Annotated in this window: 10 protein-coding genes; 1 reads left to right on the top strand and 9 read right to left on the bottom strand. The window is 35.9% G+C overall.

Going from position 1 to position 12,520, the window contains the following annotated elements:
• From NAAC61_RS10270 to NAAC61_RS10310, 9 genes are all read right to left on the bottom strand, one after another.
• A partial coding sequence (locus tag NAAC61_RS10270) for a methyl-accepting chemotaxis protein (protein WP_202695976.1) occupies positions 1–1,475 on the bottom strand: 1,475 nt, incomplete at its 3' end.
• 79 nt (positions 1,476–1,554) lie between these two features.
• Positions 1,555–3,825 carry a glycoside hydrolase family 3 C-terminal domain-containing protein gene (locus NAAC61_RS10275; RefSeq protein WP_202695977.1) on the bottom strand — a complete coding sequence of 757 codons (2,271 nt, stop codon included), beginning with the start codon at positions 3,823–3,825 and terminating at the stop codon, positions 1,555–1,557.
• Positions 3,826–3,881: 56 nt separating this feature from the next.
• On the bottom strand, positions 3,882–5,222 hold the full coding sequence (locus tag NAAC61_RS10280; RefSeq protein ID WP_202695978.1) for a GH1 family beta-glucosidase: 1,341 nt from the start codon (positions 5,220–5,222) through the stop codon (positions 3,882–3,884).
• A gap of 101 nt (positions 5,223–5,323) precedes the next feature.
• Positions 5,324–6,130, bottom strand: coding sequence for an ABC transporter ATP-binding protein (locus NAAC61_RS10285; RefSeq protein ID WP_012208332.1), 807 nt, complete (start codon positions 6,128–6,130; stop codon positions 5,324–5,326).
• Positions 6,123–7,142 (bottom strand): ABC transporter ATP-binding protein, encoded by a 1,020-nt coding sequence (locus tag NAAC61_RS10290; RefSeq protein WP_202695979.1) that lies wholly within the window; start codon positions 7,140–7,142, stop codon positions 6,123–6,125. Before NAAC61_RS10290 ends, NAAC61_RS10285 begins: the two co-directional genes overlap by 8 nt.
• 5 nt (positions 7,143–7,147) lie before the next feature.
• The gene (locus tag NAAC61_RS10295) at positions 7,148–7,981 is read right to left on the bottom strand and encodes an ABC transporter permease (protein ID WP_012208330.1); all 834 of its coding nucleotides are present in this window, start codon (positions 7,979–7,981) and stop codon (positions 7,148–7,150) included.
• Position 7,982: 1 nt separating this feature from the next.
• Entirely contained in the window at positions 7,983–8,993 is a 1,011-nt protein-coding gene (locus tag NAAC61_RS10300; RefSeq protein WP_012208329.1) for an ABC transporter permease, read from the bottom strand.
• A gap of 94 nt (positions 8,994–9,087) precedes the next feature.
• Positions 9,088–10,818, bottom strand: coding sequence for an ABC transporter substrate-binding protein (locus tag NAAC61_RS10305; RefSeq protein ID WP_202695980.1), 1,731 nt, complete (start codon positions 10,816–10,818; stop codon positions 9,088–9,090).
• 274 nt (positions 10,819–11,092) lie between these two features.
• A complete protein-coding gene (locus tag NAAC61_RS10310; RefSeq protein ID WP_202695981.1) occupies positions 11,093–11,572 on the bottom strand; it encodes a GNAT family N-acetyltransferase in 480 nt (159 codons plus the stop codon).
• 175 nt (positions 11,573–11,747) lie between these two features.
• On the opposite strand from NAAC61_RS10310, the gene NAAC61_RS10315 reads away from it, so the two are divergent.
• Positions 11,748–12,520: helix-hairpin-helix domain-containing protein (locus tag NAAC61_RS10315; protein ID WP_237729889.1), on the top strand; the 773-nt coding region annotated here is incomplete at its 3' end.

The following is a 12,520-nucleotide window of genomic DNA, read 5'->3' on the forward strand; positions in this document are numbered from 1 at the left end:
GTTTCTACTATACTTTGTACGTTCTTGGCATTGCTTGCGAGTGTTTCTACTTCTTTTTGACTTTCTTTTGTCCTTTCTACCGCTTCTTTCACCGCTTGACTTATACTTTCTATCGTTTTGCTTCCTTCTTCTGCAGCTTTACTTGTTTCATCTGCTTCTTCACTTAGTCTTTGTGCGTCTTGGGATACACCTTGTGCTGCCCTTGCTACTTCGTCTACACCTGAGGTCACTTCTTCTACGTTTCCTGCCGTTTCTTCCGTACTTGTTTGTATCTTGTCCATCTGGTTTTTGAGTTCTTCTGAGTTCTTCCTGCTTTCTTGTGATGATTGTGTTAGACTTTCTGATGCGTTTTCTACTTTGTCCGATGCCTGCCTTATTGACCCCATGGATCTTCTTAATTCTTTACTCATTTCTGATAGGGCGTTCGCCATCTGTCCTATTTCGTCTTTGCTTTTACTTTCAAAGTTTATCGTTAGGTCTCCTTCTTTGAATTGGTTTATCTTATTTTTGAAGTCTAACAGTGGTTTCGTTATACTCCTTATTAGATAGATGACCATGATTATCGATACTATGAAGGCTACTACGGTTAGGATGGCTGTCAAGGTTATTGCTTGATTGTTTTCTTCTATGAGTGATGGACCTAACGTGTCTTGCTGAACCTTTAATTTATTTCTTTGTTCTTCTAACAGGTTTATTATCTCTACCCTTGCTTGTTCCATCTGCCCGATTATGGGTTGTTGGGATTCTATCGTTGTGACTATTTGGTTGAAGGTGCTTTCTAAATTGTTGAGGTTTTCCATTAGCTCAGAAAAAGCATTTTTAAGTTCATCGTTGGTTAATCCAAATTCTACAAAAGCTAAATTGTCTTTAAAGGTTGAGAATATATTTAATACATTGTTTTTATCGCTTGAAGATTTAGAAGAGAAATATTTTTTAACTTCTTCATTGATATTTTGCACTGTTACAACAGGATCTTCTGATAATAGTGAAAAAGCCAAAACACTATATTGTTTAGTTAAAGTATTGAAATCATTTAGTTGTTGAATAAGTAATTCGCTTAGCTTATTGTATTCCGAAAGAAAAGTATTAGCCTGAAAATTTAATTGTACAATTTGATCGAAATTAGATCCATATGTATTTAAAGATTCATTAATATAAACTAAAGAAGTAGATTCTTCTGTGGTGTCAAGCAAATTATTCATATATGATTCTATTTTAGATAAATTTCCTCTAAAGGCGTTTTCAAAATTCTTTTCGTAATTATCTATATAATCTTTAAAATTCAAAGAAGCTTCAAAAAATGCTGTTTCTACTTCTGTTATATTATTAACTTGGTCTGACAAATTTTTATAAGATTCCAAACCAGCATTTGATTTGGTAAGAGAAGTGGTATTAAAAATTATAGAAAGGCCGAACAATATGAATATGATTATTACTATACTTATTATTCTTTTACCAATGGATCTTGATTTCATAAAAGATCACCTTCCCCTTTTTTATTCAAATGAGTGATTAAAGTAAAGAGACGATCTAAGAGATCGTCTCCAAAGATTTCTATCTTTGTTCGTTCAATTTCTTAAGAAGATCTTCCAGCATTTCTTCAGTAAATTTTCCTCTTCCAAAGTTTATTAGTCCTCTCAGAGGCAGATACTTCATCATCGATAAAACCAACTCTTCGTTTCTGTGTTCATCAACGGGGAAAATTTGTGAAAGCTGATCTTTCATAAGTTCTTTTAAGATCCGTGAGCCAACAGGGTCTTCCAGTAAGTCGCCAATCGTTGAATTTCTATGAAACTTCTTTCTTATTATTTTTGTGGAGTTAACTTTCACTGTTTCTTTTAATATAATGTCTTTCGAAGATTTTCCCACCAATATTTCAAACTCTCCACTTTCCACATGCCAATCGTTTATCTCTGTGTTGTAATAAGCAAAAGCCCTTTTATCCAACTTAAAATTTACAGTTTTTTCTTCGCCAGGTTCAAGTTGTATTTTTTCGAACCCCTTTAGTTCTTTTTCTGGCCTATTTACTCGGCTTTCTATATCTTTTACATACAATTGAATTATTTCTTTGCCTCTCATATTTCCTGTATTTTTAACTTTCACTTTAACATTCAACGTTTCGTTATCGTTTATTTCCCTTTTGTCTATTGTTAGGTTGGTATATTCAAAATTGGTGTAACTTAAACCGTATCCGAATGGGAATAACGGATCTATTTGTTTTTTGTCATAATATCTGTACCCTACAAATACACCTTCTCGGTATTCTACCCTATCGTCTTCCCCGGGGAAGTTTAGATAAGAAGGATTGTGACCCAGTTTCTTTGGAAATGTTTCTGCCAATTTTCCACAAGGATTAACTTCACCAAAGAGGATATCTGCAACAGCTCCTCCCCATGCTTGACCTCCTAAGTAACTTTCCAACAGCCCTTTGACTTTATCAACCCAAGGCATTTCAACTGGGGCACCATTACTTAATACCACCACCGTATTTGGTTGAACCTTAGTGATTTCCTCTATCAACTTGTTATGGCTTTGGGGCATCTGCATATGTTCTCTATCGTACCCTTCTGATTCGTATCTTTCAGGTAGTCCTGCGATGATTACAGCGACGTCAGATTCTTTTGCAGATCTTTTAGCCTTTTCTATAAGTTCCTCATCGATTTCATCTGAGTCAGGAAGGTATCCTTTTTCGTAAAGAATTTTAGATTTTCCTTGAGTTATTTTTTCTATCTCTTCTACTAGATTATCTATTTTGATAGGGTTTACATGCGAACTTCCACCGCCTTGATACCTGGGTGATGTGGCGAATTCTCCAATTATGGCTATAGTTCCTTCTTTTTTAATTGGAAGTATATCGTCTTCATTTTTCAAAAGTACCATACTTTCTCTTGCAATCTTCCTCGCTAATTGATGGTGAGCTTCTTTGTCGTATGTTGCGTTTTGTTTCCTGTTATCTATCGCTTTGAAAATAATTTTTAAAAGTCTTTCTACAGTTTCATCCAATACCTTCTCTTCTAATTGACTGTTTTTTACGGCTTGTATGATTTTGTTGTCTCCTATTCCAAAACTTGAAGGCATTTCTAAGTCTAATCCTGCTTTTAACCCGTCTACCCTTTCGTTTACTGCACCCCAATCGGATACAACGAATCCTTCAAAATTCCATTCTTTTTTCAATATATCTGTCAATAAGTATTTGTTTTCAGAAACATGCGTACCGTTCACTTTGTTGTAAGAACACATTACCGTCCAGGGTTTACCGTTTTTCACCGCTCCTTCAAAGTTTGCTAAGTAAATCTCTCTTAGGGTTCTTTCATCTATTACTTCGTCTACACTCATTCTTCTGTGTTCTTGATTGTTTGCAGCATAATGTTTCAAAGAGGTCCCTACTCCATAACTTTGTACAGCGTTTATATATGCTGTAGCCAGTTCTGTTGATAAGTATGGGTCTTCAGAGAAGTATTCGAAATTTCTTCCACACAATGGAGATCTTTTTATGTTAATAGCAGGGCCTAATATAATATCAACTTCTTCGGCTTGACATTCTTCAGCTAAGGCTTTTCCCTCTTCTTCAATTAATTTTCTATCCCATGAACAAGCTGTTGTAGCGGCTGTTGGGAAACACGTAGCGGGGGCGCTGTTTGCCAACAAGCTTTCTTCAGGATTTGTGATTTCTTTTCTCAAGCCGTGAGGCCCATCACTCATCATAATTGAAGGTATCCCTAACCTTTCAATAGGTTTGGTGTGCCAATTATCTAAGCCTGAACACAAACTTGCCTTTTCTTCAAGTGTCATCTGAGAAATCAACTTTTTTATATCCCTCTCCATATTTTTTCACATCCTTTGGTTTGCTATTAAAAAAGTCTTTTCTTTTAAATGCAAGATTAGAATTCAAAAGAATTATTCTTGATAACCTGTGAATACCATTCACCGCTATCTTTTATGATCCTTTTTTGAGTCTTGTAATCAACGTATACTATTCCAAACCTCTTTGAATAGCCCCATGCCCATTCAAAATTGTCTAATAAGGACCATACGAAGTATCCTTTGAGAGTAACTCCATTTTGAATAGCTCTTAAAGCTTGTTCAAGATGATACTTTAAATATTCTATTCTTTTTTCATCGTGTACCTCTTGGTTGACTACTTTATCGTCAAAAGCAGCACCGTTTTCAGTTACATACACTTCTTTTGGATTGTACTCCTCTTGAACTCCTTTTAGTATTTTGTAAAAACCTTCAGGATAAATCTCCCATCCCATTTCTGTTTTTGGAAGACCTCTTTCAACGGTTTTCCCACCTAAGAATGATTTTGTATCGAGCTTGACAAGATCTCCAGAGTAATAATTGATGCCTACAAAATCAATTTTTTCTTTTATTTCTTCCAAATCATTTTCGTAATTGTGAGGTAAAAACTCAGAAGCGTGTTCTTTTATCCCGCTTGGATATTCACCCTTGTATATCGGATTTAAAAACAATGGGTAATTTGTCCATTCATGTGCCAACCGTGCTGCCTCTTTATCTTCTTGTGAATCAGTTGCGGGATCGTGTGAAGAATTAGATAAAGTGATTCCAATTTTTCCTTCTTTAATATTTTCTTCTCTGAAAGCTTTAACTGTTTTTGAATGAGCACGCAATTGGTTGTGAACAACTGAGAAAGAGGCGTAAAGGTCTTTCATTCCGGGTGCATGTTCACCCATAAAATGGCCAACAAATGCCATTACCCAGGGTTCGTTTAAAGTAATCCAATTTTTTACTCTGTCACCAAATCTTTGAAACATGTAATCTGTGTAATCGGTGTACCAATAGGCGATGTCTCTGTTTGTCCAACCACCCAGATCTTGTAAAGCTGCAGGTAAATCCCAATGATACAACGTAACAAAAGGGGTTATATTAGCCTTTAGTAATTCATCAACCAATCTATTGTAAAAATCAATACCTTTTTCGTTGATTTTACCTTTACCGTTTGGAAAAATTCTTGACCAAGATATAGAAAACCTGTACGCTTTTAATCCTAACTCTTTCATCAAAGCAATATCTTCTTTGTACCGGTTATAATGATCGTCTGCAACATCTCCAGTGTCTCCATTATATGTGTTTCCAGATGTATGAGAAAACCTATGCCAAATTGAAGGACCGGCTCCATCTGCTAAAGGAGAACCTTCTATTTGGTAAGATGCAGTAGCTGCTCCCCAGATGAAATCCTTTGGAAAAACTTTTTCAGACATATTTTTATTCCTCCTATGTTGTTGTTTTTATTGTCTATACAAACTCAAAAACTTACTTTAGCTCCCCTTCGCACCGCAGCCCACCCATATTTCATTCTAAGTTATTTTAAAACCCATTCTTCAGATAGTTTTGGTACATCCATCATTAGTTGTTTTGTATATGGGTGCTCAGGGTGTGTTATTACTTTATCAGCATCTCCGCTTTCTACTATTTTCCCTTCATGCATGATGAAAAGTCTATCACTGACGTAGTAAGCCAAACCAAGGTCGTGAGTTACGAACATGATAGTTGTACCTTCCGTATCCCTTAAACCTAACAATAACTCCAAAATTCCCGATCTTAAGTTTGCATCGATCATAGAAGTTGGTTCGTCAGCTAAGAGTAATTTTGGTTTTATCAAATGAGCCCTTGCTATCATTATCCTTTGCCTTTGACCACCACTTAATTCAAAAGGATATTTATCTGCTACTTCTTCAGGTCTTAGATTAACTGATTCCAAAGCTTCGTAAACCTTTGCCATTTTTTCTTGTTTGGTAAAGCTGTTGTCAAATAACTTGAAAGCATCAATTAAAACTTTTTTTACCGGGGCAAATATATTAAACGAGGCGTATGGATCTTGAAATATTGCTTGAACTTTTTTCCAGTAAAGCTTTTTTTCTTTCCCTGTTAAACCTGTTATATCCTGACCTTCAAAAATAATTTTGCCTTCTGTTTCTTTTAACAACCTGAGTAATAGTCTAGTTACCGTTGTTTTTCCGCTTCCACTTTGTCCAACAAGAGAGACGATTTCCCCTTTTTTTATAGAAAAAGTAACGTTATCTACAGCTTTAACAGCTTTTTTCCCACTTCCAAATATTTTGGTCAAATTTTCTACTTTTACTATATCTTCATTTGAGAGATTAGACATACGGTGTCACCCTCTTCCCTTGTGTTAAGATATGGTTTATTCTGATGCATCTAACAGATCTTTCTCCTACTTTAGTTAAAGTGACATTTTCTTTTTTACAATCTTCAATTGCCAAGGGGCATCTATCAGCGAACCTACATCCTTTTGGAATTTTCCTTAAATCAGGTGGTGACCCAGGAAGACTTGGTAGTTTTTTGCCTTTTATACCTTTTTCAGGGACTAAAATAGACTGCATTAATGCTTGTGAGTAAGGATGAATAGGATCGAAGATTACATCTTTCATATTTCCTACCTCTACAAATTCGCCTGCGTACATTACAGCGATGCGGTCACATATATGTCTTAATATGGGTAACTCGTGAGTTATAAAAATTATACTTTTAACTATTTTTTTATCAAAGAGATCTTTAATTAATTTTATTACTATTTTTTGTGAAGTTACGTCCAATGCAGAAGTTGGTTCATCTGCTACTACAACTTCTGGGTTCATGATTGTAGAGATTGCGACAACTACCCTTTGTTTCATACCACCGCTAAGTTCTAAAGGGTAGAGGTTTAAAACTCTTGGGGGCAAAGAAAGAGATTCAAAACGTTCTTTTGCCAAATTTAAAATCTCTTTTTCTGTCATATTAGGATTGTGTTCTTTCAGTAGATCTATAACAAAATTTTTGATTTTTAGTGTTGGATTCAAGGCGTTCATAGCACTTTGAGGGATATACGAATATTTTTTCCCCAGTATATTACTTCTCAACTCATTTTCTTTTTTTTGCATGATATTTTCGTTGTTTAAAAACACTGATCCACTTTCGTATTTCAAAGGGGATAAAAATAAGCCTGACAAACTCATTGCTAAAGTAGATTTACCACAACCTGATTCACCTGCTATTCCCAAGATTTCTCCTTCATATAGGTTAAACGAAACGCTGTTAACCGCCTTTATTTTTTCTCCTAACCTTGTTTGATAGTAGGTTTTAAGATTGTTAACTTCTAAAATAACCTTTTTAGATTCCAATCTCATCAACTCCTAAGTTTGGGATTGAATAATTCATCCATCCCCGAATTCATAAAATATAGCGAAAAAGTGATTAAAGCTATGGTTATAGCTGGAGGTATAAAAGCCCACCAGGCACCTGATCTAACAGACTCAAATAATAGTGCCCATGAAAGCATTGTACCGAGTGAAACTATATTACTTGGACCCAGTCCTAACATACTTATTCCTGCTTCGTTTAAAATACCAGTGGCAACTTGGAGTATAAATGCCATGAATATATAAGATAAGATATAAGGCATTATTTCGCGTATTATAATTTCTACAGTACTGGCACCGTTTAACCTGGCTATATCAACATGTTCCCTATTTCTTAAACTGAGTGATTGCGCCCTGACCGCACGAGCAGTCCATGGCCAAGAGGTTACTCCTAATACTAATCCCATAACAAACAAGGACCTACTTTTTAAACTAACCGTAATCAATATCAGTATTATGAATGGAGGTATAACTAAAAATATATTAGTTATTGAATTTAATATGTTATCAGTGGTTCCTCCTTTGTAGCCAGCAAAAAGGCCTATAGTTATACCTATTGTTGTTGCAATAACACCTGAAATTAATCCTATAATCAACGAGGATTTCATTCCGTGAATAAGCTCTACAAATACATCTCTTCCAAAGTTATCTGTTCCCAACAAGTAAGTTGAGGAAGGGGGCTCGTACATAAATCCAACCATCTCCAATGGATCTTTTGGTGAAACAGCAGGGTATATGAAGGCAGTTAAGAATAAAAACATAAATAGGCCAAATCCTATTAAAAATTTTGGAGATTTCAAAAGTAATTTTATTGTATTCATATTAACCCTCCTCCGTTTGCGCAGCTTTAATTCTAGGATCTATTAGTCCATAGACCATATCCAAAATAAAATTAGCAATTAAAACCATCATCGCTATTATAAGGGTTGAACCTTGGATCATCGGATAATCTAGCTGTCTTATTCCGTTGAATAGCCACGTTCCCACTCCGGGGTATCCAAAGACTATCTCAGTGATCAGAGCTCCCCCTACCATTGTACCTAAACTTATTGCAAGTCCTGTTATTTGAGGAAGAACTGCATTTTTGAAGACATAGCTTTGAATCTTCTTATCTTTGATACCTAACATCTTACTGTAGGTAACATAATCTGTATTTAATTCATATATTGACATCTCTCTCATACCTATGGCTTGTCCCCCTATTGTTACTAAAACAATCGAAATAAAGGGTAAAAAGTAATGGTGTAAGACATCAATTACAAAAGCCCAACTCCAAGAAGGGAGCAATGTTCTGCTGTAACCACCGCCAATTGGGAACCATCCCAGGTAAACTCCAAAAAAGTATAGTAATATGATTGCCAAAGCATAATAAGGGATAGAATTAACGAATAGTGCCACTGGAAAAATAGTTTTGTCGAAAACCCCTTTTCTGTAAGCAGCAGCGGCTCCCAGTAAGTTTCCTAATATCCAACCTACAATTATTGCCGGAAATTGTAAAGAAATAGTCCATACAATAGCGTTTCCCAAAACTTCATTAACAGAAAGGGGGTACAAACTGAACGACGTTCCTAAATCACCTCTAAAAACATTTCCTATGTAGTTGAAAAACTGGATAGGTAAAGGTTTATCCAATCCAAACTCTTCGACAAAAGATTGATAAACCCTTTCCTGCGTCTCACTTGCTACGGTTCCAGACATCATTTTACTTACTATAACTGAAATAGGATCTCCTGGAATGAGTCTTGGTAAGAAAAAATTCAAAAATAAAGCCAAGAAAAAAGCTATTAGATACCAAAAAAGCTTTTGAAAAAAATACCTCGTAAATCCTTTCACATATTTCACCTCTCGAAGGTATATTTAAAAGAGTTCATGGAGGCTGAAACTTCCTCCACGAACTCTTGGCTTAATCGATGGATAATAAATTACTTTATTTAGCAGGTTCTAAATGCCACAACATTTCCATCCCTGCACCTACCAAAGGCATCGGTGGTGCATAAGGATTTTTTGCGTTTGCCCAACCTGTCCAGTAAGTTTCATTGTATTCGTAAAATGTTTGAGGTCTATACATTAACGGGAACATCGGTATATCTTCTCTGTATAGTTGATCTAACTCTGTATAGAGATTCTTTAATTCTTTTTCGTCGGTAACTTTTGGAATCATATCGATGAGTTGGTCAGCCCATTCATTTTTATATCTTCCGAAGTTACTGTATGCGATTTGTCCAACTGGGGGAACACCTTTTGAATAAAGAGCTATTTGGAATCTCAACCAGGGTTGAGCAGGTCCAGGTTGTGAAGGTGCCCACATCGTCATATCGAAGTTACCTGTTTGTCTGTTATCATAAGCTATAGGTGCATCAGGGAAAGATGTTTGGATGTCTATACCTACTGCTCTTGCCCCTTGTGCCACGATTTGTAAAGAAGCATTCCAGTCCGTCCAACCGTATGGGCATTCTACGGTAAAGGGGCCAAGTCTTGTTCCATCAGGAAGAACATATATTCCATCTTTACCTTTTGTTGCTCCCAAATCTTCTTCTAATATCCTTATAGCTTCTTTCGGATTGTATTCCCAACCGTATTGTTTTACCAAGTTTTCATCGAAGTATTTTGCTTCACCACCGTAGGGCATTATAAGACTGGCTTGAACCTTAGGAGAATAATTAGACATGGCAAGTTCGGAAATTCTTGCGTAATTTACCGAATATGCAATAGCTTTTCTAACTTCAGGCAAACTGAGAGGATATTTGTTCACGTTAAACCACAACGAAGGCATTGTTGCAGGCATATGATAAGGGATCTCGTCGTACCATGTACCAACAGGAAGCCCTTTCTTTTCCCACATTTCCCATATTCTTGGAGTGAACTGCTGAGAAACGTCTACTTCACCATTTTCAAAGGCCAAACTACCTTCGTCATTACTTTTGAAAATAGGATGCACTATATATTTAGCTGCGGGTTTTTTCCCACCGTGTAAAGCTTCGTTTCCCCAATAATTATCTACTCTTACTAAAATAATAGTTTCTGGACTTTCATAAAAAACTTTGTATGGGCCAGAGCCTACGGGATTTTCATTTCTAAACTGTCTGATTTTGGTCAAATCATAATTATTTTCTGCTTCAACCTTAGACCAAATATGTTCTGGAAGAATAAAGGTAGCTCCAAGTGCGTCTTCTACCATCAATCTGTTTGGATTATCTGGTTTCATCTCGAAGATTACAGTGTGGCTATCTACCTTGTAAACATCTTTCAACCATTCCCAAATCTGTAGACCTAGTGGATATTTTTGCCCTAATTTGTAGGAATATACAACATCATCTGCGGTGACGGGTTCTCCATCGTGGAAATATGCTTTTGGATTTACTTTTACCTCTAATCTTAGTTCATCAAGCCACTTATAGGATTCTCCCAAAATAGGAACATACTTTCCATTGAGGGCATCCCATGTGAATAATGTTTCATATATCCAAATATGTTGTCTAGGGTCAGAAACGAACGTCATTGGCGAACCTGCAAGCGGATTATCCGTTGTTGGTGGTCCCCACTGAAAACCTGCGACATACACTGCTTCTTCTCTGGGGATTTGGGTTACTTGAGCGAATAACGCGCTTCCCATAACCAAACTTGCCAATAAAAGAAACACAACAAACGCTTTTTTCATACTCTTTTCACCTCCAATATTTTTGTTACATTATCAAGGAAAGGCCTTTCCATGAAAAAATTATATTAAATTCCCCTATCTCCCTTTAACATCCCAGCTTAATTTCAAAAAGGTGGAAGGTGCTCGTAGTATCGAAAATACAAGTTTCATTGAGACTCAACACAATACTACCCTGAAACATGTTACATCGCAAATCTGATTATGGGTGATGAGAAGCAATTAGGAGTAATTATTTTAATTTATTTAATAAAAACTCTGTTTTTTGTAGTTTTTCTTAATTTTTCAACATCCCTTTATAGAATCCTGGTTCAGAATTTTCTATCAATGTAGCGTTTGCCACTTTTTCGTAAAATTTAGCAGGACCAACTCCTCCGATTATGGCATATGCATAACCACTTTCTTCCATGCTCTTTAGCGCTATTAAAAGTAACGCTTTACCCATATCTTTTCCTCGGTAATTTTTGTCTACACCCATTGGACCAAAGAAATTTTTGCATGTAGCATCAAAACAAGAAAAACCAATAATTTTGTTCTTATCTTCGTCTACAGCTATGAAACAACTGATAGGTTTGTTAGAAAAAGATACATCACATTCACTTGCCCAGTGATCACCAAATTCTTTTTTGATCCAATTCAAAACGATAAATTTTTCAGGTGCCTTTGCCCTCCGTACTGTTATTTTTGAATCTTTTAATTCAGTAAATACCTTCTCATCATAATTCAAATCGTAAAGTTTCACAAGCATATCTGCCATTTTTTCACTCCTCTTAATTTATTTGAGTTACTAAAGTTTAAACGATTATACCATCAGATTAATCGTTTTAAAATGGACGTTAAGAATGATATAATATCAACCGAGGTCAACTGCTTTTCCAGCCCTACCCAATCCTATCTGGGAGAGTTGCTGAACGAAGGAGAGCTGAAGTAAAATGGATAAAAAAACTGTTATAGATATTCTCAACGAGATAGGTCTTTTACTGGAATTAAAAGGAGAAAACCCTTTTAAAATCAGGGCATATTATAATGCTGCACGTGCTCTAGAAACTCTTGATGAAGATATAGAAGTATTAGTGAAGGATAACAAACTAAAAGAGGTCAAAGGGATAGGCGAAGCCATCAATAAAAAGATTACCGAACTTATCACCACAGGAAGACTCGAATACTACGAAAATTTAAAGGCATCGATTCCCGGAGGTCTGGTTGAGATGTTAAAAATACCAGGTCTGGGACCTAAGAAGATAAAAACTTTGTACGATAAATTGGATATAAAAACCGTTGGAGAACTGGAGTATGCTTGCCTTGAAAATAGGCTGGTTGAGCTCCCAGGATTTGGAGAAAAGACTCAAAAGAAAATCTTAGAAGGTATTAAATTTGTAAAAAGGTTTAGCAACCAGCATCTATTTTCAGAAGCATATTCCGAAGCTGATTCACTCAAACAATATTTACTTAAAACAGGGCTCGTTATAAGGTGTGAGATAGCTGGAAGTATCAGAAGAAAAAAGGAAATAGTAAAAGATATAGATATATTGGCAACTACTAATGATCCTCAAAAATTAATGGAAATATTTGTAGAATATGACAAAACAAGAGATGTGATTGCTAAAGGAGATACGAAGACAAGTATAACTTTAGAATCAGGGATTAACACTGATTTAAGGGTAGTAAAGGATGAAGAGTACCCGTACGCCTTGCACCACTTCAC

The sequence above is a fragment of the Petrotoga sp. 8T1HF07.NaAc.6.1 genome, assembly GCF_016772115.1.
In the GTDB taxonomy this organism is placed as follows: Bacteria; Thermotogota; Thermotogae; order Petrotogales; family Petrotogaceae; genus Petrotoga; species Petrotoga mobilis.

Coding starts and splice junctions, on each gene's coding strand:
- NAAC61_RS10275 (WP_202695977.1), bottom strand. CDS start 3,825: ATGGAGAGGGATATAAAAAAGTTGATTTCTCAGATGACACTTGAAGAA.
- NAAC61_RS10280 (WP_202695978.1), bottom strand. CDS start 5,222: ATGTCTGAAAAAGTTTTTCCAAAGGATTTCATCTGGGGAGCAGCTACT.
- NAAC61_RS10285 (WP_012208332.1), bottom strand. CDS start 6,130: ATGTCTAATCTCTCAAATGAAGATATAGTAAAAGTAGAAAATTTGACC.
- NAAC61_RS10295 (WP_012208330.1), bottom strand. CDS start 7,981: ATGAATACAATAAAATTACTTTTGAAATCTCCAAAATTTTTAATAGGA.
- NAAC61_RS10305 (WP_202695980.1), bottom strand. CDS start 10,818: ATGAAAAAAGCGTTTGTTGTGTTTCTTTTATTGGCAAGTTTGGTTATG.
- NAAC61_RS10310 (WP_202695981.1), bottom strand. CDS start 11,572: ATGGCAGATATGCTTGTGAAACTTTACGATTTGAATTATGATGAGAAG.